The organism is Mesorhizobium sp. WSM4847, assembly GCF_055811335.1.
Genome location: NZ_JBVVPY010000007.1, coordinates 233081 through 259100 on the forward strand (window position 1 = coordinate 233081; position 26020 = coordinate 259100).

Annotated in this window: 24 protein-coding genes and 1 pseudogene; 16 read left to right on the forward strand and 9 right to left on the reverse strand. The window is 60.2% G+C overall.

The genetic code is table 11. The features are described 5' to 3' along the window. The first annotated feature begins 28 nt into the window (after positions 1–28). The 10 genes from AC0L28_RS12925 to AC0L28_RS12970 all read left to right on the forward strand — a co-directional run bounded on the left by AC0L28_RS12925 (position 29) and on the right by AC0L28_RS12970 (position 9165). On the forward strand, positions 29–766 hold the full coding sequence (locus AC0L28_RS12925) for a biotin/lipoate--protein ligase family protein (RefSeq protein ID WP_473477799.1): 738 nt from the start codon (positions 29–31) through the stop codon (positions 764–766). Beyond that, complete coding sequence (locus AC0L28_RS12930; RefSeq protein ID WP_023797601.1) at positions 757–1299, forward strand: DUF6505 family protein; 543 nt, start codon at positions 757–759, stop codon at positions 1297–1299. Before AC0L28_RS12925 ends, AC0L28_RS12930 begins: the two co-directional genes overlap by 10 nt. Beyond that, positions 1296–2312: a DUF6352 family protein gene (locus tag AC0L28_RS12935; RefSeq protein WP_287375859.1), complete on the forward strand. Its 1017-nt coding sequence runs from the start codon at positions 1296–1298 to the stop codon at positions 2310–2312. Before AC0L28_RS12930 ends, AC0L28_RS12935 begins: the two co-directional genes overlap by 4 nt. A gap of 13 nt (positions 2313–2325) precedes the next feature. Next, positions 2326–2838: a DUF3305 domain-containing protein gene (locus tag AC0L28_RS12940; RefSeq protein ID WP_091597656.1), complete on the forward strand. Its 513-nt coding sequence runs from the start codon at positions 2326–2328 to the stop codon at positions 2836–2838. After that, a complete protein-coding gene (locus AC0L28_RS12945) occupies positions 2835–3536 on the forward strand; it encodes a DUF3306 domain-containing protein (RefSeq protein ID WP_128166282.1) in 702 nt (233 codons plus the stop codon). Before AC0L28_RS12940 ends, AC0L28_RS12945 begins: the two co-directional genes overlap by 4 nt. 103 nt (positions 3537–3639) lie before the next feature. Then, positions 3640–4311 carry a TorD/DmsD family molecular chaperone gene (locus tag AC0L28_RS12950; RefSeq protein ID WP_023797597.1) on the forward strand — a complete coding sequence of 224 codons (672 nt, stop codon included), beginning with the start codon at positions 3640–3642 and terminating at the stop codon, positions 4309–4311. A gap of 33 nt (positions 4312–4344) precedes the next feature. After that, positions 4345–4563 carry a formate dehydrogenase gene (locus tag AC0L28_RS12955; RefSeq protein WP_023797596.1) on the forward strand — a complete coding sequence of 73 codons (219 nt, stop codon included), beginning with the start codon at positions 4345–4347 and terminating at the stop codon, positions 4561–4563. Positions 4564–4570: 7 nt separating this feature from the next. Continuing rightward, complete coding sequence (locus AC0L28_RS12960) at positions 4571–7483, forward strand: formate dehydrogenase subunit alpha (protein ID WP_473477804.1); 2913 nt, start codon at positions 4571–4573, stop codon at positions 7481–7483. A gap of 15 nt (positions 7484–7498) precedes the next feature. Continuing rightward, positions 7499–8095: a formate dehydrogenase FDH3 subunit beta gene (gene fdh3B, locus AC0L28_RS12965; RefSeq protein ID WP_027151217.1), complete on the forward strand. Its 597-nt coding sequence runs from the start codon at positions 7499–7501 to the stop codon at positions 8093–8095. Between the two features lie 53 nt (positions 8096–8148). Then, the gene (locus AC0L28_RS12970) at positions 8149–9165 is read left to right on the forward strand and encodes a formate dehydrogenase subunit gamma (RefSeq protein WP_473477807.1); all 1017 of its coding nucleotides are present in this window, start codon (positions 8149–8151) and stop codon (positions 9163–9165) included. A 114-nt stretch (positions 9166–9279) separates the two neighbouring features. On the opposite strand, the gene AC0L28_RS12975 is transcribed toward AC0L28_RS12970, so the two are convergent. From AC0L28_RS12975 to AC0L28_RS12985, 3 genes are all read right to left on the reverse strand, one after another. Next, positions 9280–9501 carry a hypothetical protein gene (locus tag AC0L28_RS12975; protein WP_473477810.1) on the reverse strand — a complete coding sequence of 74 codons (222 nt, stop codon included), beginning with the start codon at positions 9499–9501 and terminating at the stop codon, positions 9280–9282. Positions 9502–9541: 40 nt separating this feature from the next. Further along, entirely contained in the window at positions 9542–10042 is a 501-nt protein-coding gene (locus AC0L28_RS12980; RefSeq protein ID WP_473477813.1) for a hypothetical protein, read from the reverse strand. A gap of 476 nt (positions 10043–10518) precedes the next feature. Continuing rightward, positions 10519–12045 carry an oligosaccharide flippase family protein gene (locus tag AC0L28_RS12985; RefSeq protein ID WP_473477815.1) on the reverse strand — a complete coding sequence of 509 codons (1527 nt, stop codon included), beginning with the start codon at positions 12043–12045 and terminating at the stop codon, positions 10519–10521. Between the two features lie 318 nt (positions 12046–12363). On the opposite strand from AC0L28_RS12985, the gene AC0L28_RS12990 reads away from it, so the two are divergent. Together AC0L28_RS12990 and AC0L28_RS12995 are read left to right on the forward strand one after the other, a co-directional pair. Next, on the forward strand, positions 12364–13410 hold the full coding sequence (locus AC0L28_RS12990; protein WP_473477818.1) for a Gfo/Idh/MocA family protein: 1047 nt from the start codon (positions 12364–12366) through the stop codon (positions 13408–13410). Next, positions 13407–15461 (forward strand): NAD-dependent epimerase/dehydratase family protein, encoded by a 2055-nt coding sequence (locus AC0L28_RS12995; RefSeq protein WP_128166271.1) that lies wholly within the window; start codon positions 13407–13409, stop codon positions 15459–15461. Before AC0L28_RS12990 ends, AC0L28_RS12995 begins: the two co-directional genes overlap by 4 nt. A gap of 317 nt (positions 15462–15778) precedes the next feature. Here the strand turns inward: AC0L28_RS12995 and AC0L28_RS13000 are convergent, their stop codons facing one another. From AC0L28_RS13000 to AC0L28_RS13010, 3 genes are all read right to left on the reverse strand, one after another. Continuing rightward, the gene (locus tag AC0L28_RS13000; RefSeq protein ID WP_198032777.1) at positions 15779–16435 is read right to left on the reverse strand and encodes a putative sugar O-methyltransferase; all 657 of its coding nucleotides are present in this window, start codon (positions 16433–16435) and stop codon (positions 15779–15781) included. Between the two features lie 1113 nt (positions 16436–17548). Then, complete coding sequence (locus AC0L28_RS13005) at positions 17549–18022, reverse strand: hypothetical protein (protein ID WP_473477821.1); 474 nt, start codon at positions 18020–18022, stop codon at positions 17549–17551. Between the two features lie 84 nt (positions 18023–18106). Next, the gene (locus AC0L28_RS13010; protein ID WP_473477823.1) at positions 18107–18418 is read right to left on the reverse strand and encodes a hypothetical protein; all 312 of its coding nucleotides are present in this window, start codon (positions 18416–18418) and stop codon (positions 18107–18109) included. 47 nt (positions 18419–18465) lie between these two features. Here AC0L28_RS13010 and AC0L28_RS13015 point away from each other — a divergent pair, with 47 nt between their 5' ends. The 4 genes and pseudogenes from AC0L28_RS13015 to AC0L28_RS13030 form a co-directional block, all read left to right on the forward strand. Next, positions 18466–19248, forward strand: coding sequence for a hypothetical protein (locus tag AC0L28_RS13015; protein WP_473477825.1), 783 nt, complete (start codon positions 18466–18468; stop codon positions 19246–19248). Positions 19249–19419: 171 nt separating this feature from the next. After that, a complete protein-coding gene (locus tag AC0L28_RS13020) occupies positions 19420–20709 on the forward strand; it encodes a calcium-binding protein (RefSeq protein ID WP_473477827.1) in 1290 nt (429 codons plus the stop codon). Between the two features lie 266 nt (positions 20710–20975). Then, on the forward strand, positions 20976–21209 hold the full coding sequence (locus AC0L28_RS13025; RefSeq protein WP_473477829.1) for a transposase: 234 nt from the start codon (positions 20976–20978) through the stop codon (positions 21207–21209). Between the two features lie 306 nt (positions 21210–21515). Beyond that, positions 21516–21760, forward strand: a pseudogene (locus tag AC0L28_RS13030) (IS5/IS1182 family transposase); the annotation flags it as partial. A gap of 5 nt (positions 21761–21765) precedes the next feature. Here the strand turns inward: AC0L28_RS13030 and AC0L28_RS13035 are convergent. The 3 genes from AC0L28_RS13035 to AC0L28_RS13045 form a co-directional block, all read right to left on the reverse strand. After that, a complete protein-coding gene (locus tag AC0L28_RS13035) occupies positions 21766–22689 on the reverse strand; it encodes a glycosyltransferase family 2 protein (RefSeq protein WP_287171299.1) in 924 nt (307 codons plus the stop codon). A gap of 329 nt (positions 22690–23018) precedes the next feature. Then, complete coding sequence (locus AC0L28_RS13040) at positions 23019–24044, reverse strand: DUF354 domain-containing protein (RefSeq protein WP_128166261.1); 1026 nt, start codon at positions 24042–24044, stop codon at positions 23019–23021. Positions 24045–24141: 97 nt separating this feature from the next. After that, positions 24142–25155, reverse strand: a complete 1014-nt coding sequence (locus tag AC0L28_RS13045) for a glycosyltransferase family 2 protein (RefSeq protein ID WP_287137188.1) — start codon at positions 25153–25155, stop codon at positions 24142–24144. Positions 25156–26020 lie beyond the last annotated feature (865 nt).

The following is a 26020-nucleotide window of genomic DNA, read 5'->3' on the forward strand; positions in this document are numbered from 1 at the left end:
TCGCCGTCATCAAAATATGGATCGGCCTATGAGGCCCTCTGTCAGCGACCTCCAACTGCCACCGCCTTACAGCCTCGTGCCGCTGAGAGAGGCGGGTGACGCCTTTGCGCACGCCTGCGCGATTGCGGCAGACGAAGGGGCAGGCACGCTTGCCTGGGTGCGCCGCTACGATCTGGCCGAATTCGCAGTGGTGCTCGAGCCTGAAGAGCCGCTGGAGGATGCGCGTCGCGCGATCTATGCCGGCATGAACGCACTTGCCGATGCGCTTGCGGTCCATGCTCCGCCGTCGCGGCCCATCACCTTCGACTGGCCCGACACTGTTCGCGTCGACGGGGTTCTCGTCGGCGGCGCCCGCCTGGGCTGGCCGGAAGGGGCACGGGAGAACGAAATCCCCGACTGGATCGTCTTCTCCGGCATGATCCGCACCGCCGTCATCCGCGCCGGCGAGCCCGGTCTGCGGCCGCTGCTTGGCGCGCTTGACGAACTCGGCTTCGTGGCGCTCGATGCCGGTGAGATCGTTGCGAGCTTCTCCCGCCATCTGATGGCCGCATTCCACGAATGGAGCGATACCGGCTTCGGTTCGATCGCCAGCCGCTGGCTCGACCGGCTGCCCCGAAACGGCGATGAACATGCAGAGCTTGCCGGCAACGGCGATCTGCTGATTTCCGACACGGCCTCTCACGGGCTTCGCGATCGAAGAAGCCTGCCCGAGGCGCTTGCCAGGCCCTCCTGGCTCGATCCGATGACGGGCACGCCATGGCTTTGAAGCTGCCGCGAACGATCCGCCTCGATCCATCGGATACTTTTGTCTATTCGCGCGCTGCAGAACCGGGCGAATGGGCGGTGACCGGCACCTTCCTGTTCTTCGGCGCCGATGTGGCCAGGCTTTCCGGCAAGCAACGGCAGGCGTTCCGCGCCGGGTTCCTCGGCATTGATAGCTTCGGCTGGTCCACCCTCGTCGTGGTCACGGACGCGACCGTGCATGATCGCGCGGCGGCCGTCGATCGGCTGGCCGAGCAGCTTGTGGTGCGATGCGGTGCGCCGGACACCGAAACGGCGCGCGCCGCCGCCGAAGAGGAGATAGAATTCGCGCAATCGCTGTGCGACCACCCGCCAAACACGCTGATTGCGGTCAACCGCACCAGCGAACAGGCCGGCACCCGCGAGTGTTTCCGAACCCTGCATCGCAAGGCGAGCCGGCTGGAGCCGGCAACGGCATTCCGCTTTGTCGAAATCGACGGCGAGGAGGAGTCGACGGAAAAGTTCGATCTCCTAGCATTGGCCGGGAGGCAGAAGTGAAGGATTTCTGGGTTTCCTCAGGTCATCACCTTCTCGACAGGGATGAGGCCGGGCGCCTGCTGGTGACCGACTCCTTTCTGAAGGCATATTTTGCGCGGCCAGAGCTTCTCCCTCCCGAAACGGCCTGCCCGGCGGAGCTGCGCCTGCATCACGAGCTTTTGATGCATCATCCGCGCCGGCCGGTCGCGAAGCAGGAGATCGCCGCCCTGGAGGACCCGGATGCGCGCGAGAACTGGGAGTTCATGATCGCCTTTCGCGACCATGTGTTGGCCGCTCCCTCACTCGAGGCCGCATATCTCGCGCTGGCGCGCGGCTCGGCCGAAACTATCCCGCCGCTGTTCATGAACCAGCTTGCGCAGGTCGTCCTGCGCAATGCGCTGGATGGTCAGCACGACGCCTGCGTCGTGCGAGCCGCGGAGCTGTTTTATCGGCCGCAACGGGTGACGTCTAACGAGGGCGCCGTGCTTCTCGCCGATGCCGAAACCATAGAGCTGCATGAACAGAACCGCCATGCCTCGCCACTCCTGAACATGCTTGGTGGCCCAGCCGTCACCGAACTGGAGATACTCGACGAGAACAATGCCGAGCGTTACTTCGCCAGGAGCGACGCTTTCGATATGGTGCTCAAGCTGGGCAGCGCGCGCAGTCCGACCCGGCGCGGCCTTGCCACAGCAATGGAGATCTGGGTTCGCCATCTACTTGCGGTGGACGTGGAGATCGAGCCGGTGGAGCGGATCGAGGACGAGGACTGGGCCTGGTTCGTCGGCCTCGACGCCGAAGCGACCCGCATCGGCAACACGCTCTGGGCCGGCGATGAACTTGACCCGGAGGCTGCACAGCGCGTGATTGCACTGTTCCGGCTCACCTTCTCCGACACAGGCGAAGTACTGCCGCAGGTGGGCGCCAGGCCCGTCTGGCTCATAATGGCCATGACCCCTGACCGAACGATCCGCATGAAGCCGCAGAACCTTGTCGCAGGCCTGCCGTTTCGCGTCCCAGGGACGGTGAACTAGGAGGATTGGTGCCATGGTGCAGGAGACGGCGGAAGTCGGGGTGATCGTCGAGCGACGGGCTCTGGACAACCCGTGGATCGACCATGTCTGGGTTCCCGTGGCCGTGCTGGCGGGCGCGCCGAGCGCGGCGCCATGGTCGGTGCTGCACGAATCAGACGGCGTGACGCGCTTCTATGCCGGAACTTTCAAGCTTGAGCTCTTCGGGTGCGACACGGGCATGTACCGGGACAACCTCCGTTCGGGGCGGCCTAGCCTGTGGATCGCGCTCCGGTCGAGCGATGCTCCACCCGGAGTTGTGCTGCACCTGGTGACCGCTGACCCTTTCGAGGGCGAGTCGCTGACCGAGGCTGGCCCCGACATCATCGAGGCCGTGCCGATGCCGATCGAGCTTCAGCAATGGCTGGCCGCCTTTGTCGAGACGCATCACGTCGAGCGTCCTTTCATCAAGCGCAAGCGCGATCGGGCGGACCCTGATGCCCTGGCGAGGCGCGGTCCTCGTTCCGGAACAACGGATGATGCCGAATGAGCGCGGGACGCGACAATGTCTTCGCCCGCTGGTCGCGCCTGAAACAGGCGGCGCGTTACAGTTCGACTGCGGGGCCGCAGAACGATCAGCTTTCGCCTGACGAAGTTGCGGCGCCAGCCGATACTGGTGAGCAGCTTGCACCAGCAATTGTCGAGCCGGAGGCCGCCGAGCCCGCCGAGCCCCTCCCTCGCCTCGAGGATCTGACCGCTCAAAGCGATCTCTCAGCCTTCCTGCGCAAAGGCGTGCCCAAAATGTTGAAGCGCGCCGCATTGCGCAAGATGTGGTCGCTCGATCCGGCAATTCGTGATCATATCGGGCCTTCCGAATATGCCTGGGACTTCAACAGCCCTGGATCCATGGCGGGATTCGGCCCCTTGAAAGCATCCAGCGAAGCTGTCGTGGATTTCCTGTCGAACGGCGGCAACCCGACCGATCCGGCACCCGCCGCCATGGCTTCGCAGGCGCCGGAGAAGGCGCCAGCGACCAGCGCCGTTTTGGCGGACGAGGGCGTGAACGCCTCAGCCGATGGGTCGGATTCTGTCACGCCGGACAGTTCGATCGAACCGGCAAACCCCGAATCTCCTTCGGCCGACGGCGCCGGGACCGCCATCGACCGCGACGAAGGCGCCGGCGCCGGCGCCGCGGAATCATCGCCGATCGATCGCCAGCGACGCCATGGCGGCGCCATGCCGCGCTGATCTGGATTTGTTGCCATTTTGGCACAGTCGCTGTTGCAATTGCCGGGCGGGGCACTAGTATTCACTTTACCCACTCGTTGAGGGGCACGGTCGAGGTCAGTAGATGAACCCAGACTTGCGCCTGGAGGAGGCAATCGGCACGTCGTTCGGAGCTGACGCTCTGGTTCCCGGCGTAGAAGATGCTGACGTCAACGACGTGAACAGCGCACGCGCGGATGAGTACGCGCTGCTCGCCACGCTTCTCCTGGCCGCTCCGGATGCAAACCTCATGGCGCGGCTTTCCGGGTTGCGAGGCGACGCCGAGACCCCGCTCGGCAAGGCTCATGCCGCACTCGGCCAGGCTGCTTCTTCAGCCTCTCCGGTTGCCGTCAGTCGCGAGTATTTCGAGCTCTTCATCGGGGTCGGGCGCGGCGAACTCGTTCCCTACGCCTCCTACTACCTGACCGGCTTTCTCAACGAACGGCCGCTTGCCCGCCTGCGCGGGGACATGAGGCGCCTCGGCCTTGAACGCGCGGACGGTCATTTTGACCCGGAAGATCATCTCGGCACGCTGTTCGAGATCATGAGCGGCTTTGCCGCCACCCATTTCGTGGTTCCCGCCGGCGAGGAGCGGGACTTCTTTGAACGTCACATCGCGCCGTGGGCGAGCCGTTTCTTGGCCGATCTGGAAAACGCGGCCTCGGCCAGGTTTTACCGGGCAGTCGGCGCGTTGGGGCGGATTTTCATCGACATCGAAGCCGAAGGCTTTGCCATGGAGGCGCGACCAAGCTCGTGACCTGATCGCGTCGACGCATAGGGAGGAAGGCAGATGCAGGAAAAGCAACAGACGGCAATGAACCGCCGCAGTTTCCTTCGCGCCTTCGGCGGCGCATCCACTACCGCCGTGGCCGCCGCCGCCGTGACGCTCACCCCAGGAGAAGCGCAAGCTTACGATCCCGGTGAGGAGGAGACGAGGGCTCGCTACCGCGAGACCGAGCACGTCAAGGCATTCTACCGTGTGAACGGTTATGAGACGTTGAAGAAATGAGGGCGCCATGCTGACCAAGCGCAAGAACGGTCAGGCGAGCCGCACAAGATTGCACACACTGATGGGCACGGTCGCCTCCGCTCCCATCGACCGGCGAACCTTCCTTCGCCGTTCCGGTCTCGCGGCCGGCGGAATGGCTGCACTCGGGTCGTTCCAGCTCGGCACCGTTCAGAAGGCGGCGGCCATCAGTCCGCCGCAGCCGGGCGTGCCCATAGAACTGAAGAAAAGCGTCTGCACCCATTGCGCGGTCGGCTGCACCGTTACCGCCGAAGTCCAGAACGGAGTTTGGACCGGTCAGGAGCCTTCGTGGGACAGCCCGATCAACCGCGGCTCCCATTGCGCCAAGGGCGCAAGCGTACGCGAGCTCGTACACAGCGACCGCCGGCTGAAATACCCGATGAAGCTCACCGCAGGGCAGTGGGAGCGTGTCTCCTGGGACGACGCAATCAATGGGATTGGCGACAAACTGCTCGAGATCCGTGAAAAGTCCGGCCCGGAATCCGTCTACTGGATGGGGTCGGCCAAGTTTTCCAACGAAGGAACCTATCTCTTCCGCAAGCTCGCGGCGCTGTGGGGAACAAACAATCAGGACCACCAGGCCCGCATCTGTCATTCGACGACCGTCGCCGGCGTAGCCAACACCTGGGGCTACGGCGCGATGACGAACTCCTTTAACGATATCCGCAATTCGAAGACCATGATCATCATGGGCGGCAACCCGGCTGAGGCGCATCCGATAGCGATGCAGCATCTGCTGGAAGGCAAGGAACTCAACCAGGCCAATCTGATCGTCATCGATCCCCGTTTCACGCGCACCGCCGCCCATGCGACCGAGTACGTCCGGTTCCGGTCCGGCACTGACATAGCGCTGTTGTGGGGCATGCTATGGCACATCTTCGAGAACGGCTGGGAGGACAAGAAATTCATCGCGCAGCGCGTCTACGGGATGGATGAGGTCCGCAAGGAAGTCGCGAAATACACGCCGGAGGAGGTTGAACAGATCACCGGCGTGCCTGGCGATCAGGTGAAGCGTGTCGCCGAGATGTTCGCCACGCAGAAGCCGTCGACGATGATCTGGTGCATGGGCCAGACACACCACACGGTTGGCACGGCCAATACACGCGCAAGTTGCATACTGTGTCTCGCCACCGGCAATGTCGGCAAGCCGGGGACGGGCGCGAACATCTTCCGCGGCCATGACAACGTCCAGGGCGCGACGGATATCGGGCTCGATGTGGTCACCCTGCCCTTCTATTACGGGCTGACGGAAAGCGCCTGGAAGCACTGGTCGCGCGTTTGGGAGATCCCCTACGAGGACCTGCTGAGCCAGTTCGACTCGAAGGATGCCATGGAAACCCCGGGCATACCGCTGACAAGGTGGTTCGATTCCGTCTCGCTGCCCAAGGACAAGATAGCGCAGCGCGACAGCATGCGCGCCATGTTCATTCAGGGCCACGCCAGCAACAGTATCACCCGTATCCCGGATTCGATGAAAGGCCTGACAGGCCTGGAGCTGCTTGTCGTCGCCGATCCCCATCCCACCACCTGGGCATCGCTGGCGGTGGAGGCGGGGCGAAAGGACAACACTTATCTGTTGCCGGTCTGCACGCAATTCGAGACGTCAGGCTCGCGCGTCGCCTCAAATCGGGCCATCCAGTGGGGTGAGCAGATCGTGAAGCCGAGCTTCGAGCAGAAGGACGACTACCAGGTCATCTATCTGTTGTCGAAGAAGCTCGGGCTTGCCGACAAGATGTTCAAGAAGATAGCCGTCGAGGGCGACCGTCCGGTGCCGGAGGACGTGCTGCGCGAGATGAACCGCGGCAGCTGGTCGACGGGCTATTGCGGCCAGTCGCCGGAGCGGCTCAAGGCGCATATGAAGAACCAGCACAAGTTCGACCTGGTGACGATGCGGGCTCCCAAGGACGATCCCGAGGTCGGCGGCGACTATTACGGCCTGCCTTGGCCATGTTGGGGCAAGCCTGAGATCCGCCACCCGGGTACGGCCAATCTTTACAGCACCGGCCTGCATGTCATGGACGGCGGCAGCCCGTTCCGCGCCCGCTTCGGCGTCGAACGAAACGGCCAGACCCTATTGGCGGAAGGCTCCTACACGCAAGGCTCGGAACTCACCGACGGCTATCCGGAGTTCACCATGGCCGTGCTCAAGAAACTCGGCTGGGACAAGGATCTGACGGCGCAAGAACGCGCCGTGATCGAAAAGATCGGCGACGACATCAAGAAGGTCTCGTGGTCGACGGATCTGTCAGGCGGGATCCAGCGCGTCGTGCTCAGCCATGGCTGCCATCCCTACGGCAACGGCAAAGCGCGCGCAGTAGCGTGGAACCTGCCCGACCCGGTACCCACCCATCGCGAGCCGATCTATTCGCCGAGGGTGGATCTGGTCGCAAAATATCCGACCTATCCCGACGCCACACAGTTCCGGTTGCCGAACATAGGCTTCAGCGTGCAGCAGGCGGCGGTGGAAAAGGGCATCGCCAAGTCGTTCCCGCTGATCCTGACCAGCGGCCGGCTCGTCGAGTATGAAGGCGGCGGCGAGGAAACGCGGTCGAACAGATGGCTGGCCGAGCTGCAGCAGGAGATGTTCGTCGAGATCAACCCGGCCGATGCTTCCGAACGCGGCATCGGCGATGGGACCTGGGTTTGGGTGAATGGTGCGGAGAACAACGCGAAGGCGCGGGTGAAGGCTCTGGTCACGGAGCGCGTCGGCCGCGGCGTCGCGTTCATGCCCTTCCACTTCGGCGGCTGGTTCCAGGGCAAGGACCTGCGCGCCAACTATCCGCAGGGCTCCGATCCATATGTTCTGGGAGAGAGCGTCAACAGCATCACCACCTACGGCTACGACCCGGTGACGGGCATGCAGGAGCCGAAGTGCACGCTCTGCCAGATCGTTGCGGCGTGAACGGGAGGAACAGAAATGGCCAGGATGAAATTCCTTTGCGACGCTGATCGTTGCATAGAGTGCAATGCCTGCGTCACCGCCTGCAAGAACGAGCACGACGTACCATGGGGCATCAACCGGCGCCGCGTCGTCACCATCAATGACGGCAAGCCCGGCGAACGCTCCGTCTCGATGGCGTGCATGCATTGCACCGACGCGCCTTGCGCGGCGGTCTGTCCGGTCGACTGCTTCTACACCACGGCCGACGCGGTTGTGCTCCACTCCAAGGACCTGTGCATCGGGTGCGGCTATTGCTTCTACGCCTGCCCGTTCGGCGCCCCGCAATATCCGCGTGTGGGCAATTTCGGTTCGCGCGGCAAGATGGACAAATGCACCTTCTGCGCCGCAGGCCCGGAAGGTGATTCCACCGAAATCGAATATGCCAAATACGGCGCCAACCGGCTGGCTGAAGGCAAGCTGCCGCTTTGCGCCGAAATGTGTTCAACCAAGTCGCTCCTGGCCGGCGACGGGGAGATCATCGCGGCGATCTACAAGGAGCGTGTGACGCAGCGTGGCTATGGTTCGGGAGCCTGGGGCTGGCAGACGGCCTATCGGGAAACAATCGACGTGTAGGAGGCAGTTGGGCTCGTCTCGCGCGCAACGGAGCTAGCAGGGAGGACGGAGAAATGCCGGACAACAGGCTTGGTCGACTGATTCCGCAGGCTATCGCGGCGTTCATGACGCTCACGCTGCTGGTCGCGGCGCCCGTGTACGCGCAAGCCCCATCCGGGAGCAACCCGACCGCTCAGGCGGTGAACGAACAGCAGCTTCTTGATGAGCTGCGCAAGATCGAGGGGCGCGTCACCCTGCCCAATACGGCCGCCGGCTTGCTCGAGCAACCGCAAGGCCGCGATTACCGCGGCTTCCACGAGGGCTGGCTGCCGTGGATCGGCGGCATCGCGATAACAGGAATTTTGCTGCTGCTGGCGCTGTTCTATGTCTACAGGGGCCGCATCCGTACACTGGCGCCCGAATCGAGCGTAAGGATTTTGCGCTTCGGTGCTCTGGAGCGGCTGACCCACTGGATGACTGCCACGGCGTTCATCATCCTGGCCATCACCGGCTTGAACTTTATCTTCGGCAAGCGTCTGTTGATGCCGCTGATCGGGGCCGATGCATTTTCAACCTGGTCGATCTGGGCGAAATACGCCCACGACTTTGTCTCCTGGGCTTTCATGCTCGGCATATTGGTCATGCTGGTGACATGGGTCTGGGACAACCTTCCCGATCGCCATGACGCGCATTGGCTCAGAGTAGGCGGCGGCTTTTTCGACAGGACCAACAGGACGCACCCGCCGGCCGGACGTTTCAACACCGGCCAGAAGCTGATCTTCTGGGCCGTCGTGCTCGGCGGAATTGCGCTGTCGGTGTCCGGCATATTCATGCTGTTTCCGTTCGCGTTCACCGACATAAACGGCATGCAGACGGCCCAGTATGTTCATGCGACTGTCGGCATAATCCTGATCGCCGTCATTATCGCTCACATTTATATCGGCACGCTCGGCATGGAAGGCGCCTATGAAGCAATGGGTTCGGGCACCGTCGATATCAACTGGGCGAAGGAGCACCATAGGCTTTGGGTCGAAAGCCAGGAGAAGAAGGGTGCGATACCGCCGCGCTCGGCGGCCGAACCGGCCGAATAATAGCTTCTGCGCACAATCGAAATGCCTGGGCCATTGGTCCGGGCATTTTTTTGGCGTGCTCGCAGGCTTTCATTGCCCGGCCTCGAAAACCACGTCAGCGAGCGCATTTCCGCGCTACGAAGGCGTCTCCTCGCCCTCCGCGGCTGCGGTAGAGTTGTCGCCCGGTTCGCCCGTCCAGTTTTGACCGACCAGATTGTGCCCTGGATCGCCGACGCGAGTGCTCTCGCTGCTGTAGACCTGCCATGCTGGCTGTTGCTGCTGCGCGCTCAGAAGAAAATAGCCGGCCCCGATCGCAATCGCGATCGAAACGACAATTCCGGTCAAGATCATACCCATCCCGCCTTCTCCCTTTCACCTGCTCAAAGTCCGCAGTCACTCATTGTGGCGGCGGCGTCTGCTGCGCCGGATCCTGCCCCGTCACAGATGGATTGCCAGTTCCCTGAGGTGCCGCACCGGACTTTTGCTGATATTGCAGGTCGAGCGCCGCCAGTGCAAGCAACGGCGGCGGCATGGCGACGCCGGCCACCCGCATTTCCCGCGCGGTCTTCTGGCATTGTGCAATGTCATTGGCGGCGGCCAGTTCCTCCGCTTTCGCGGCATTGATCACAGAATCCTTGGGAGTGCTCGACGTATCGGAGGGGGGCACCGGCGCGGCCCTGCTTTCCTTCTGGGGCGCGTTCGTCGCCGATCCGCTGGCCACCTTCTCCTTGTTCGGTTGTGGAGCATCGCTGGCAACCCCAGCCTGCCCGGTAATTTTCTGCGCCGAGCCCGTCCCGGTCTCGGGCTTGGCGGGCGCGGCTGCGCTGGTAGAAGATGTGCCAGACTGCTGAGCCGAGGCAGCCGCGGTCGGGCTAGCCGCTTCGGCAGGCGCCTTCATGAAGGCGAGGAGCTCCTGGCAGAGATTGGCAGGCCCGCCTGGCTGCTGGGCAGCGGGCGTTGCAGCCGCTGGAGCCGTAGGCTCGGGGGCAGTGCTCGTCTGCGCCAGCGATGTTGACGTCGACAAGGCAACGATTCCTGCGAGAAGCATTTTTTTCATCGCTTCGCTCCTTCCGTGATGAAAATCACCCGCCTCGGCGACAACATAACGTCAGAAGGTGCCCGAACGATCCATGGAATTGCGACGCCTGCCTCGCAATTCGGCCATCGGGCGATCCCGCGGCCTTCCCGACTCTTCAGCTCAACGAATGCGCCCGCCCTCAACGAGGCGAGCACGATGATTGCCGAAGTCGCAAGGGCTGCTCGGCGAGCGATTGGATGCGCCCGCCTTGGCTAAAGCGAAGGCCAATTGCGGACGGGGATTCGAATGCCCGCCGAGAGAGGATGACATGGATGAAAGACCAAGCGGTCGCTGAGTTACGCCCCACGATTCCGCGCAAGGGCAATCCGCTCCGATACGACAATGATAGCAATCATGGCTCCACTCACGCCTATGCAGGCGACGATGGCACTCACAATGTCGAGAGAAGCACTCAGGATGTTTGATCCTGCGATTGCCACTACGAAGAACATTAACAAAGTTAGTAGCGGATACCCACCCATCAGGGAAGGCTCTCTAAAGCTGAACCAGCCATACACAACTGCAAACAGGATTAGATACGCTGCCGCCATTGCGCCGAGATATCCAACACCGTGATACAATGGGATGCTCAAAGCGGCAATTCCAAGGAAAAGAAGCGCCCACCCGAGGTTTATTGCGAATCCAGTCCACATTCGTCCCGTGGCCACAAGAACATTACCGAGCCCCGCTCCGGTAGCTTGTATTCCGGCAATCAGCATGGCCCACGCAATTGCATTGCTGTCTCCAGCGAATTCAGGTCCGTAGAGGACTGGCAGAAGCCATCGAGCGAGCAGAGTAGTTGAGATGCCAATTGGGAAAACCGTGAGGGCGGAAAGGGATAAGCAATAGCGTACAGTTGCCCCAAAACGCTTTGGATCCGCTGCAGAGTTTGCCATTATTGCCAGCGTCGGCGCGAGCAACACCATGGGAAAGTAAGTGACCAATGAGCGCAGCTGGTCCGCAATGCGAACCAATGCGAGATCTGAATAGCCTATAGGTGATCGAATAAGCATTAGGTTCGCGAGCCACATCACCGGCACTACAAGTAGATTTGCAGCCAACATCGGCAACCCGACATTGACGATAACTCGCCATTCTCGTCCGGCAAGTCGAATTCGTGACCAGCGTATACCGTAGCGAGAACATTCGTCACCAGAAGCCAAATACGTCAGCACCATCGAAATAGCTGTACAAAGTACTTGTGAGCCCGCAGCGCCAGTTAGTCCATAATAATAAACTAGTGGGGGAGAAGTGAAGAGTGAAACAACAGCAACCGAAAGAGATATCCTCGTGATACGCGAAAATGCCTCTAGACCCGTCAAGATTGCAAGGAATAGACCGTCAAAGATCGAGAAGAATACCAATGCCGCCAAAATCTGAATAGGCAGTGTCAAGTCGCTTCGGCCGAGAGCTTGAGATGCGAGCGTGCCAGCAAAACCAAAGCATGCTGCTGCTGCCGACAGGCTGGTGACGAGCGCAACTATGCTTATCAAACTTAATATTCGTCCGGCCCGCTCGGGATCATTCTCCCGAAGCTCTGCGACGTATTTCGTTGCTACGGTCCCCAGTCCCATGCCGGCGACCATTCCCACCACCCCGATTGTGCTTTGGACCATGGCGAGCTGCCCAAACTGCTCGCGGCCAATCATTCGAACAATGATGATCGAAAGGAGCATGGCGGCAGCGCGCGACCCGGCGGCGCCGATCAGCGACCAGAAGGCTCCACGTATGAGGCGCTGACGTACCGGCGAACCCCAATAGACTCGCTGCCACCAAGCAGCGAAGCGGACGCGGGTACCGAGTTTCGTGTCGTTACGGCGCAAGGTACTTTCCAAAGTGCAGCAGCAGCAATAGCGACTGTCGCACGGCCGCAGCAAAGTGTCAGGCGACAAAATGAGGCTTGCCGAGGGACCTTGATCCCTCAGGGGGGATGTACGAATGGCGAAAGGGCGAGAGATCCTGCCATGGCTGGCAATCCAGTTAGCTCCTATCTCGCAGCGAGCAGGTGGAAACTTTCTTGACGCCGACAGGCTGGCGCGGGAGAGTGCGGTAGACAAGGCGCGTCCAGTGCCCCGATCGGCTCCATCGCCGCGAATGCCGCAGAACGCGCTGGGGATCGGCTCATCGCGAAGCGAGGCCTCTTGAGAGCTGCGCTAATAGGCACTGGGCAGATTGCCCGCCAGCATCTGGCATGCCTCCGCGAGCTGCCGGACGTCGAGGTTGTCGCTGTCTGTGACCTGTCCCGTGCCAGGGCCGAGTGCATGGCTGAGCGCTTCGACGTTGCCGCCTTTTTCACTGACAGCGCCGCCTTGCTTTCGGAGATGCGGCCAGATGTTGTTCACATCACGACACCTCCAGCTTCGCATTTCCCGTTAGCAATGGCCGCTCTTGAATTCGGGGCGAGCGTCATTGTCGAAAAACCGGCTGCATTAGCTTATGCGGACGTTGAGGCGCTGACGAAAAAGGCATTGGAACGCGGCGTTGCCTTCATCGAGGACCACAACTACGTTTTTAATCGAGCAACTCGACAGATTCGGGAGCTTATCGCGTCGGGTGAGTTTGGCGAGGTGACCCACGTCGAGGCGTTCCTCTGCTTGAATATTCTCAGAGCGGGAAGCCCGTTCTCCGATCCTAATTTACCCCATCCATCGTTGAGTATGCCAGGGGCCGCGATTTCTGATTTCCTGACCCATCTGGCGTCGCTCGCTTTTGTCTTTATTGGTGACCACCGCTGGGTCCACACGAACTGGTCAAACCGGTTTTCCTCGCCGTTGCCGTTCAGCGAATTCAGAGCCCTTGTCGGCGGGGAGCACGCAACCGCGATGCTGAGCTTCAGTGCCAATACTCGTCCGGACGCTTTCTGGTTACGCGTTTACGGAACGAAGATGCAAGCTGTAGCCAATCTTTTTGAGACCCGCCTCACTCTGTCTCGGCTTCACCGCGGCCCTAAGTCCCTCAACCCACTTATCAACGCGTTGCGGGAGTCCAGAGATTTGTCAAAGTCGGCATTTCAGACGCTTTTGTGGAAACTGAACGGCAGCCCCGGCACTTATGAAGGCTTGTGGGATTTGCTTGCCAGAGTTTACCGAGCCCTGAACTACGGAGCCGAATTGCCGGTTTCCATAGACCAGGTCATCGCCGTAAACCGACTGGTATCTGACCTCGTCGCAGAAGTGAGGCCCCCGTGAAAATCCTGGTTACGGGGGGAGCTGGATACCTTGGGAAGCGAGTTGTTGCGCAGTTCTTGCTGCGCGGGCATTCGGTTCGAGTCATCGCCCGCGCCACCAGCCGGCTCGACAATTTGCCCTGGGCGGGCGATGTGGAGGTACATCACGCGGACTTACGAACGTCGGCTAATCTCGTCGAGGCATTCGACGGCGTAGACGCGCTCGTACACCTGGCCGCCTCCTTGACCGGTGATGAGGACGCTCAGTTCGTTAGCACCGTGGTCGGCACGGAGCGGCTGCTTGAGGCAATGGCGAGTTCCGCCACTCGCCATTTGGTGCTGGCGAGTAGCTTTTCCGTCTACGCCTGGACCAAGGTTACGGGTACGCTAGACGAAGCATCGCCGGTTGAGCAGGCCCCCGATCTTTATTCCAGGGACAGTTACACCATTGCTAAGGTTTGGCAGGAGCGGGTGGCGCGACGGCTGAGCGCTGAGCACGGCTGGGATCTCACTGTTCTTCGGCCCGGCTTTATCTGGGGCCAAGGGGGTGAGTACTTTGCTGCGCTCGGATACAAACTGGGGCCAGTATATCTCGCCGTTGGGCCGAGAACGCGACTGCCACTCACGCATGTCGACAACTGCGCTGATTTCTTCGCGAATGCAACAGAGAACCCAAGCGCAGCAGGAGAGACGTTCAACGTCGTGGACGGCGATGATGTCCGAGTATGGCAACATCTTCGCGAGCACCTTACACGCTCGCACGCCGGCGGCCTGCCTATCCCGATGCCCTACAGAGCAGCGAGGCTCATTCCTGCCCTTGCCGCTTGGATCAATCGACGCTTGTTCCGAAACAAAGGCCGATTGCCGAACATTGCTGTGCCGAGCCGCTTTGAGGCGCGCTTTAAGCCGGCGCGGTTCAGCAATCGGAAGGCTCAGGGGGTCCTCGGTTGGGCACCGCCACTCAGCCGGGAGGAGTGCTTGCGCCGCACCTACAATCCGCCGGCAGTCTCTATGTCTGAGGCGCCCGCTGCTGTCGCGGCTCAGTTGCCGCGGGTCCCTCGATCCGAGGGCAGTGGAAGCGAGAAGTCGACCGCGCCTCGTGCCACCATCATCATACCAACCTTCAAACGGCCGCTTCGTCTCCGAGAATGCATTGCAAGTTGTTTCGCGCAGGAAGGTCCGATCCCGGGAAGCTTTGAAATACTCGTGGTTGATAACTGCCCGGACGGCTCCGCTGCTGCGGTCGTCCATGAGCTTTCGCGATCAGCTGCAGTTCCGGTTCACTATCTGCATGAGCCGCGACCCGGAATCTCAATGGCGCGAAACGCGGGGCTTTGCCATGCCAGAGGAGAGTTCGCTGTATTCATAGACGATGATGAGGTCGCAACGAAGGGTTGGTTGGCTCATCTGCTTGAAGCGCAATTCCGGTCTGGTGCCGATGTGGTATTTGGGCCCGTTCTTCCGAGGATGCCCGAGATAACGGACCCGGCCCAGCGTGCGTTTTTCCGCACGGCTTTCTCGCATTGGACAGATCATCCGTCCGGTACCTCCGTCGGGAGCACACTTCTGACGCCATTTTGGGCACGTGGCACGGGCGCTTACCCATCCCTGGCCACGGGTAACTGCCTGATAAGGTACCGATCGAGCGAGATCGCGGCTGTGCGTTTCGATGATCGCCTCGGTCTGTTCGGTGGAGAGGATGCTTTGTATTTCAATCAGTTGGCCGCAAGTGGCGCTCACTTTGTCTGGTGCGCGGAAGCCGTGGCGTGGGAGCATGTGCCGCAGGAGCGTCTTCGCCTCGGCTACGTGCTTCTGCGCGCGCTTCGGGGCGGTCAGGTTGCATCGTGGGCGCCCATGCTGCTGTCGCCGGCGCGACCGGCACTAACGGCACTTTCCATGGCCATAGCCCTCGTGCAAGCTCCCGTGTTCGCTTTTCTGGCGTGTGGCTACGCTGCATTCGCGTCGCCTAAACGATACTATTATCTCACGCGGCTAGCGGGCGCTATTGGGAAGCTATTTTGGGCCGCACCGTTCAGGAGGAGATCATGGCCGTCGTGGCCAAGCAAGCGGTAATTCTGCGGGCCGATATCTCGACGGGTAGCTGCATGGCCTCACCGGTCGCAAGCAATTTCATGATTTCGCCGAGCAGTCTGCGACGATGGTGATCTGCGCGCTCCGTTCCCATAAATCGCTCGGCGTCAAGCGCCATCCGCGATGGCGCGCAGGCGCTCGATCGGCCGGCGATGCTTCGGTGTCGCGGGATGCAACAAACCGCCGCCAGCGGGGCCTGTCAACCACCTAATCATTGGTGTGATGTCAGCTTGAATGCCCGCTTCCGACCCGTTCCGGTCTTTGATCCGCACGAATGCCCGTTGGGGGCTTTTGGAAGGCTATGTTCGGCGAAACAAATAAAATTCCGACGGATACAGGCCGTGATCGCGCAAAATCTGTGATTGCGCAAATTTCGGCTGCTGCACAATCAGCCGATACCCAGACTCCTCAATTTTTTCCCGAAAATCATTGCGAACGCCGTACCCATCACGAGACGTCAAGCCGAAGTCTGTCTCAATGAACAACCAAGGAATTTTTATGGCACTAAGTTCCTCGAGCCACCACGCCACGACGCGACCGCGGCACTCGGTAAAGCTATGCACGTTAATCGCCAGCTCGATCGGGATGGACCGTAACTCGGTCACCTTGTCAAGGGGCACCACGGCGCACCGGTCGAGCACATTCCGAAACGCCAAATAGTACTGCGATAGAAAGGTCGACTCCGGTACCGCATCAGTACAAAAATACTTCCCAACATTAGGGCATGCCGCCGTCATTCTGTGTGCAAGCCTGCCATAACCGGCCCCGATATCGAGCACATTGATAGATCGGGACTCAGAAAACAATGGAACGTACGCGGCCAAAAAGTTAAGTTCGATGATGGAGTCGAGAAGGTCCCGACTCACGAGTTTTCCATGGAAGTCGAAAGTTTCGGCGCCGAAGTAGTTGTCCTCCTCCAACACCTGAAACAGGTCTGCCTTGTCGGTTTTCTCCACATACGCAGCCGTCGCGTAGAATACCAGAGGGGAATACGCTCGCGACTGAAAGACGTAAGGATTGTCAGCCCGAAAATACGACAGGTCTAACCGGGTCTCGACATCTTGGCGCGACCATTGGATGTGCTCCGTTGCCGGGTGATTGGCGTATCGTCGTCGCAGGTCCTGGAGGTCAGGGTGGTCCGCGCGAAGCACGGTGTGACACCCGTCAGGCAGTTTGCCTATAGGGTGTTTCGGTCGCTCGACTAGCAAAAAGTACCGGCTAAGGTTGGGCGCGTCGGCAAGGAGGCGATCGCGGGTTCGTGTGCTTATTGCGGTGAAGCCCAGACAATTTTGGAAGAGCGCAAGTATATCTTTTGTAATCTTACGGACCCGAGCAGACATGCCACCTGATGTCCCTGCGAATAGAACGTATTGGGCGCGCAGCATCAGTGCAGCCGCTCGTGAGGCTCGATGCTACTGCTTCCGGGCGCTGGAATCCAGACGTCTGAGAAACTTTGCCAAGGCGACAGAGCAGCTTGATCAAACACGCCGTGATCTCTTAAAGCCGGACAGGCGGCAGTAGGCGCGAGCGTGGCCAGTGGCCGCTCTCCGGCTCCGCCTATATCCATCTGTAGCCGGGCACAGTTCCTCCAAAACGTGTCCGTGTTTTGGAGCCTGCGAGGAATACCGAAGTGCCTCGCCGGCTCGTCTTTCTTATCGCTCATCCTCTCGGCTCCGGCGACGAGCCCGCCCGCCGAAACGCAGCCTTGCGCGAGCGCCGGCTCACACAAACGAAAGCCGCCCCGGTTTCCCGAAGGCGGTCTTTGGCGCGGAACCCGGCTGGCTCTGCCGGATGCCACGACCTCCAACCAAAGACAGGTCATCAGTGTCGCGGTCCACACTTGCTGCACAATCGCTGATGAATGCGGGAGGTTCCCGGCCACACCGAAGGCATTCACCTGCAACGCCATTGCCGCCTCTTGCCGCGACAGGGCCATCGACTGGCACTTCATCGCGCCCGGAAAACCCATACAAAAAGGCAATCGAGAGCTTCAATGGCGACCTGCGCAATTGCCAGGAGGCGCATGATCCGCCAAGACTTTAACCGCCGCTGCAGGAAGTTCGCACGGCTCACAAGACTTTCACGGCCGCAACTAGATCGGGCGTATCAAGGCCTTCTGTGAACCAGCCATAAAACGGCGCTAAGACTTCTCTGGCTTCAGCGCGGCGCCCTAGGTCGCGCCACAACTTTGCGAGGCTGAGTGCAGCGCGCAGCTCGAATGAATTGGCATTCTGGTCCCGTGCAATTTCGAGGGCTGCCATAAAGAAAGCCTCGATTTGGGGTGCCGGCAATCCCTGAATGCGCCGCAGTTCGCCCTCAATTCGATTAAGCTCGGCCTCCCTCATGTGTTCTTCGGCGCGCCGCGAGCTCCTTAGCTTTGGCGATGGCCACCAAACCTTCGTCGGCGCTGCCATGTTGCAGATAACTCTCCGCCAGCATGCACAAATATCGGGCTGATACCAGCTAACACCCATGGCCAGGCGTTCTGTGGCACTCTCCCGCATCAGCGCGAGGCCCTCCTTGCCATCTCCCTGTTGGGCCATTGCCCAACCTCTCAGGATCAGCCCGCCTGAGCATCTATCAGTTTGGACCTTCGAGCCAAAGCGTGGGGAGTGGCAGGGATTTGATCATGAGTCTGCACAGGTAGCGCAGGCCTCGTGTGAACCAGGAGAGGCTTGAGCGCTGCAGCTTTGCGGGCTGGTATCGGGGGAGTTTTTTTCGGCGGGAACCGGGTTTTCGGCGGCGTCGGCGATGCCGGCGGACACGGCCCAGTAGATGGCGAGGGCCATGACGAGGATGAGGCGGGCAAGGCGGCCGGGGTACTGGATCTGGGTCTGCGCGAGGCCGAAGCCGCGGGACTTGAAATCCGAAAACATCGGCTCGATGCCCCAGCGCTTCGAATAGTCCAAGGTGTTGAGATAATTGGGCTTGTCCGACATGGCGATGATCCATGGCTCGCTGTGGCCCGGGTCCTTGAGGAGCCGATATGGGTTCGCACGCGCTTGGCCGTGAACCGGACATCGGCAAAATAGGTGTCGCCGGAGAGGGCGAGATCGCCGGTGGTGGTTTTGGCCGCGCCGAGCCGCACCGTCAGGTTGCCCTTCAGGCGCAGGCGGTAGCCCCAGCGGTGATCCGCCAGCCAGCCGATCAGGCTCGGCGTGCCATAGAAGCGATCGGCCATCAGCGTCACGACGACGTCTTGCGGCAGCCAGCCGACGACGGCCTCCAGCAAGGCCTTCTGCGTGGCGAAGCCGATGGCGCCGTCGGTTTCCTCCACCCGCCAGGCCAGCGGCAGGGCCCGCTCGCCGAAGCCCACGCTCAGCATCAGGATTCGATGGCGGTCCGAGTCCTTGGTCTGGTCCATGATCAGCGTGATCTTGCGCCCGTCCCTGGCCAAATTGGCCAGGATTTCGATCGCAAACGGCTGCATGACCGCGTCACAATCGACCCGATCATTGGCCAGGAACCGCGCAATCCACTGATAGCGCATGTCCGTGCGTTCGGCCGCCAGCGGCAGGCCCGAGGCCAGTTCGACCAGATTGGCGCTCCGCACGTTCAGCATCGTCGCCACCAGCAAAGCCAGATTGCCGCGCTGGGTCATTCGTTGGCCGGGAAGCTTGCGCTGCAGTTCGGCCGCGATCCCTTCCGCCCAGTCCGTCGTCGTGCTCGCTATCCCAGCCATCCAGACACCGCAAGCAGTGCGGAATCCTTGAATCACACGCAGATTCTGGCCGTCAAGCGGCTATCCGACAAACTGATGGCTGTTTAAGTTGTGGACAGAATGTCACTCCAACATCTTTATGCCGGAACCAGTCACATTGTCGTCATATTCCCTACTTACGTTCGGACTGGTAAGATCAACTAATATCCGCAATAGGATATCACCTCAACAAAACATCTAAACTCTCCCGAAACACTTATATGTGGACAATCAAAGATTATGGCTGGATCCTACGATAACTTCCTTGATGCCCTTGCATTCAGCGAATCGAGCAATCGATACGATTACGTGAACCCGCAGGGTTATGCAGGCGCTTACCAGGTCGGCGAATCGGCAATGCGGATGATCGGCTACTACAAGCTCGATGGCACCGCAGCAGTGGACTGGAACAACGGTTGGACCGGCAAGGACGGCATCAACAGTCTGGCAGACTGGTTGAGCCATCCGGCTATCCAGGACAAAGCAATTGGCGAGTATTATACCTACCTATGGAATAGCGAGTTCAAGGATCTTGGCCTTCAGAAGTTCATCGGACAAACAATCAACGGTGTTGAAATCACAGCATCTGGCCTTCTCGCCGGGGCGCATTTGGTTGGCGCTGATGCTGTGGCGGTGTATCTTAATTCAGGAGGCACTCAAGGCGCGACCGATCCGTGGGGAACGCCTGTCGCGGAGTACATCTCGAAATTCGGCGGCTACGATGTCAGTCCAGTAATTGGAACGGCCACACCAACCGACACGGGTGCCGATCAAACGGCCGCACCAACCACCGGCACGGACGCCGATCAAACGGCCGCACCAACCACCGACACGGGCGCCGATCAAACGGCCACACCAACCGGCACGGGCGCCGATCACATGCGCGGTAGCGACCGCAACGATAGCTATATAGTCGACAATATCGGAGACGTCGTGGACGAAACCGGCACGACCGGCGTCGACACAGTCAATTCCTCGATCAGCTACAGTTTGTCGGACACGGCGCATGCCCTCGGCGCCATCGAGAGGCTGACCTTGACCGGCACGGCCAATATCGACGGCACCGGCAACGCCCTGGCCAACACCCTCACCGGCAATACCGGCAACAACCATCTGTCGGGGCTTGGCGGCAAAGACACCATCACCGGCGGCAATGGCAACGACACCATCGCCGGCGGGCTCGGCAATGACCTGTTGACCGGCGGCACCGGCGCCGACACCTTTGTATTCAACTCGATGACCGAAAGCAAGCTGGCTGCCAAGAGCCGGGATGTGATCCAGGACTTCAGCACTGCGCAGGGCGACAAAGTCGACGTCTCGGCAATCGACGCCAATAGCGTGACGGCCGGCTCGCAGGAATTCAGCTTCATCGGCACGTCCGGCTTTACGCATCATGCTGGCGAGTTGCGCTATGCCACGGTGAAAGGCAACGCATTGGTCTATGGCGATGTCGACGGCAATGGCACCGCCGACTTCTCGATGCAACTGCTGCACGTCGCTTCGCTCCACGCGAGCGATTTCATCCTGTAGGGGCTCAGATCAGCACGCTTTGCGCCCTGGTCGGTCGACCAGGGCAGAAGCTTCAGCGCATCATCGGGGGTACCGGCTTCTGAAGCGCGAGCGCTTCCTCGTCGTCTGTGGAGAACTCGCAAGCTGCTGATTTTGTGTGAACTTTTTGATTTGAGCAAGTATTCGTATTTGCCGGAATTCGTGGCTATGGACGACGATTCCGGCAAATTTGATCCTGCCTGCGCCCTGTGATGCCATCGTCCTGACGAGCGGGGCGTGCGCGGGCAATGCGACCGAGGGAGCGCCGAGAGAGCGGCCAGACCGACCTGTTCCGGTCCCGGCTCGATCAGATGCTCGACATGGATCGGGCGCTGGTGAAGCTGGCGCGCACGATCGACTGGCGCTTTCTGGAAGAGCCGCTCGGCGCAGTCTTTTACGACGATCCCGGCCGGCCGCTCTTGGCGACGCGGCTGATGGCAGGATTGGCCTTCCTCAAGGCAATGCACAACTTCTCTCGATGAGGGCAATGGGTGCTGCAGCCCTATTCCAATTTTCCAATTCTTCAATTCTTCTGCGGGGAGGAGTTCTCCAGCGCCGCTTGCCCTTTGGGTCGCTCGCCGCTGACGCGCCGGCTCGCCTCCAGCCGGTTCGGAACCGCCTCAAGAACATGGAAACTTCTATCATCAGACATAGGCGCAGACCTGGAAATTGACGCTGCAAGCTCCTCGGCTCCTTCAGTGTCATCATCTCTCGCCCATCATCTCATGCCACCCAGATGGGGTACGCTTCGCGCGTACGGCGTACGACGCGCTGACGCCAGTGCATGGAGCCTTGCGGCGGCCACAAGAGTAGGAGTGGCCAAGTCGCCGACTTCCGCCAAGTGATCGTCGACACCACGGTGGAGGAGAAGGCCGTCACCTTCCCGACCGACGCTAAGCTGATGCATCGCGCCGGCGAGCGGCTGGTGAAGCCCAGAAATATGGCCTGGCCCTGCGCCAGTCCTGTGCCGGGGTGGGCAAGTTCGCCCTGATCAAACCATCAGCGCTATGCCCACGCCAAACAGTTCGGGAGGAACGTTCATCCCCCCTGAATTGATGAGCGAGCGCGAAGAGAACCCATCCAATGTATTGAGTTGCGCGAGGTGACAAAGTGTTCATGGACAATTTTCTCGTTTAGCCCCCGCCACTTCGCCTTATGCTGACTAGTAAGAGAATCACGGTGCAGTCGGTAAAAATAACAGGGCTCATAATAATGCAATGCGGGATACCGGATGCATATTCTTACCCAGTAGTCGAAGTCCTCCGCGTGACGGTATTTGGCTCGGTACTCGCCTATTTCGTCTCGCACTTCGCGCCTATACATGAAGCAAGCGCCAACCACTGCCGACGCCAGGTCGGGACTGCGAAGGCCCGTTGGGGGCATACTCATGGAGATACCAAGGCGGTCGCCAAGTTCATCAATGCGAATAAAACTCGTGTAAACCAATCCCGCGCTCGGATACGTCGTCAGCTGTTGAGCCATATACTCAATCGCACCGGGAGCGTACAAGTTGTCATCGCTGGTCCAGGTGAAGTAAGCGCCTGTGGCCGCGCGGAAACCGATATTCAACGAATCGGGAAGCCCGTGGTTTGAGGTGTTCCTGATCACCTTGATACGGCTGTCGACCGCCGCATATTCACTGATAATTCGAGGCGTCGCGTCGGTCGAGCAATCGTCAACAATTATCAGCTCCAAATTTCGGTGGGTTTGGCAAAGGCAACTTTCGAGCGACGCGCGAAGGAATCGTTCGCCGTTGTAAACCGGAAGAACGATAGTGATCTTCGTATCGGGATCATATTTACGCCATCTGGCAGTCTCTTGAAGCGCTGAACTCTGGCCTGAATCCACCAAAATCTTTAGCGCGGGGAACTGTTCGCTCAGGAATTCGAAAAGCCATTCCTTCGACCGACAAAGCCCCCGCAAATCTATTACATCCGGGTCACATGCGGCAACATTTGACACTATATCGTCCTGCCAGTGGAGACGCCTGGCGGCATCGAATCCCAATATTTCCGAAATCGCCCGTCTGAATCTGTGTCGGCTTCTCCAGGTGCGCTCCCCGAGGCGGAGCTGCGCCCAACTCATAGGTAGTACCAGCCTGCGATTAGAATAGCTCACGGGTTGCCCGAATGAGGTGAGCACTGCTACCCGACTAAAGCCCGAGTTTGCGTCTCCGGCCGCCGAAGCCATCGACTTGTTAGAATCCGCCATAACGAGCAAACGCATCGGTGATGTGCCCCAACACTCTGAAAGTTTGAACACCTTTTCGATCCATTCCTCTGCTGCGACCTTTAGGTTACGCCTAAAATTGCGTCGAGGACCTGCTCCGTCGCGCGACTGTCGACGGTGGGCACCGCACGTCTGGGTTTCTTGGCGGGGGCAAGCCGCTCAATATCTCTCATCGTATCTATTCTCCCCAGTGCTCCTTCTGCGATGAGCTTCAGGTCGACCCCAGCCATTCGACCTCTGAACACTGTGCAGGCGGGCGTTCCCAAAACAACAGCTTCCCGATTCATCGACCCTCCTGCACTGATGGTAAGGTCGGCGTAATAGATCAAGTTGAGACCGTCCAATACTTCCGTTGGAATTATTAAGTTTCGCCCACCAGCAGCACGAAAGCTTTCGGACTGGGAACTGTAGCGCGGGAGAAGGATGACCTTCGTCTTTGCCATCCTCGAAAAATGGTGCACTAGATGGGCGAATAGATCGTTCTCGAACCGATGGTAGGCACTGTGTGTCGCCGGGGGACGGATTAACACCAGAACGTCCTCGTCAGTGATATTGTACGCGCGCAGCGACTTTGGAAAATCCGGATTTGGCGTGAAATCCACGAGCGTGACATGCTCCTTCAGGCCATCGTGAAATCTTACCTTTGAGAGCTTTCCGCCTTGCCGGCGCAGCGCTTCGAGATTGAATCCGGAGGGAACAACTATGCACCGAGCTAGGCGAAAAGCAACGTGGTTCGCCGGCTGATGCTCATAGTCCATGCACGTTACAAGAGGTATCGACACAAGTCGCGCTGCCAATGCCTGTGCGTACGAGTTGAACCCGACCGCGACATCAAAGCGTTCGTTGTAGACGCGGTGAGCCAGCATAGCAGCGCGCTTGAATATGGCCGCACCTTTGCCCATCATGGTCGAGCCGCCATGCCGCCCGATCACCTCCACGGGGAGGCCACACATTTTCGCTATTGCGGTTGTCTCGCTGAAGTCACGAGCTGTCAGCCAGGTCGTATGGCCTCGCTCGTTCAGGCGCTTTATCAAGGGACGAAAAAACAGTGGATCTGGCGCCGTCGAGAGGTCAATCCATATTTTCATCGTCTCCTCCGTTGCGGCGCAATCGCCCCAGGCTGGCGGTAGAGAGGCTCCGCAACGAGCTTCTCTACCCGGGGAGATCATCGGACTCCGATCGGATTTATGGTGAATTCGCCCTGTGCAGCCGGCCCAATTTTGTATATTGTCGCCGTCCGCTAGTCATTAGTCCTAACTGAGCAAGTGCACGCGCAGTTCGCTCTTTCCGCTCCATGCCGATTAACCTCACGAGGACTCGCCCAAGCCGGGTTGGCGATACGGCCCGTTTTCCTGCTAACCGCACACCCCGTTCCAGGGCTTCACGCGCCAGATCGGTGCGCGCGGAAAACGCGCGGTGAGCCAGCATCTGATATGCAATTCCCAATGGAATTTTGTAACTGTCCCACAAGTCGCGCTGGTGCAACTCTGTTTCCAGTTTTTCGAACGCCCGCATGCTTGACCGGATGCGATGTTCCGAGAAGATGTCGCGGCTCATCGAAAGAGCATTCGTGCCATGCCGGCGGTAGTACGACTCGCCTCCACGCGCGACCGCCAAACGGGTTCCGCGCAGGAGAGCTCGATACATCAGATCTCCATCTTCGTTTGTCGTTAGCTCTCCGTCGAAGCCGCCAAGCCTGTTGAATAACTCTCGCGGCCAAAGGAAGGAACAGCACGGTATCCACTGTCCCAGGAGCCATCCCGCAAGGGGGTCAGGATGTGGGAGCGGGAACGGCACTTCGCTGGCCTCGGCAATCCATGCGCCGTTTTTCTGAACGAGTGTTCTCCACTTGCAACAGGCGACGGTGTCGGGTTCCTCCTTCACGGCGGCAAGCAGCGCCGCCACTGTGTCGGGAGCGATCAGGTCGTCGCAATCCAGGAACAGCAGGTATTCGCCCCTCGATCGCGCAACCCCTGCATTACGGGATCGCGGAAGTCCCTGGTTGGAGTGGCGGATCCCGATTAGTCTATCGGCATAGGAATGTATGATGCTTCCGCTCTGATCCGTTGACCCGTCATCCACCACAACAATCTCAACGTGCGGGTATGACTGCGTCAGAGCTGAATCAATTGCGTCTCGAAGGTACGCCTCTCCATTGTAGCAGGGGATGATGATAGAGACGAGCGGGTCAATGGGCATCGGATCCTCCAAAGTGGGATCGCTGGATGCGATAAGCATACAGCCGCTTCGCGACAAAATCCAGTTAACCTTAACAGGGCGTCCGGGTCGCCTTGCGACGTGTTGTCGGTGCAGCGGTCGACCAGGGTGTAGCCGCCGCGCGATTTGTGGGGGGACATGCCCTTGCGCGCTCGATCACGCGAGAGAAAAGGCGACGCGATTCACGTGTCGCCGCCCCGGCGCTTTGTCGCCCGGAGCCCGGGTCGATTCTACCGTTGGGATGGCCCCTTGCGACGCGCCGCTGCCAGACCCGTTACCGGCCCGGCTCGCCCCTTGCCCACCCGTTCACCCGTCTGACCTGGCGAACGTGCTGTTGCTCGTCCCACCCTGCTGGCGCCGGGCCGGCGCACCGTCACGGTGGCATTGCGCATTCTCGGGCGGCGAGTTGCACCCCGATTTCCCATCTACCACCGGGTTCTGGGGCGGGCGAAGTGGTCGTCCCGCGCCGTGGCCGGACGCCTGCTCCGTCTGCTCGTCGCCGCCTTCGTTCCCGCCCAAACGGACATCGTGATCGGCCTCGACGATACGGTCGGGCGAAGATGGGGGGCCGAAGATCAACGCCCGCGGCATCTATCGCGATCCTGTCCGATCCTCCAACGGCCGTGCGTAGGAAACTCCGCCGCCGTCCGACGCCAAATCTGGCAGCATCAATATCTTATGCATCTCCCCGTCACGCCGAGACAGCATAAAAATTCCCCCTCCTATCTGGCACAGAATGACCACAGCTCTCAGCCACGCCAGATAATGCCATCAAGGCCGCCTCACCGCGATCCTAGCCTCCCTCTCTTTCTCTTTGGGGGATAAAGTCGCGCTTAGGAATGGCCTT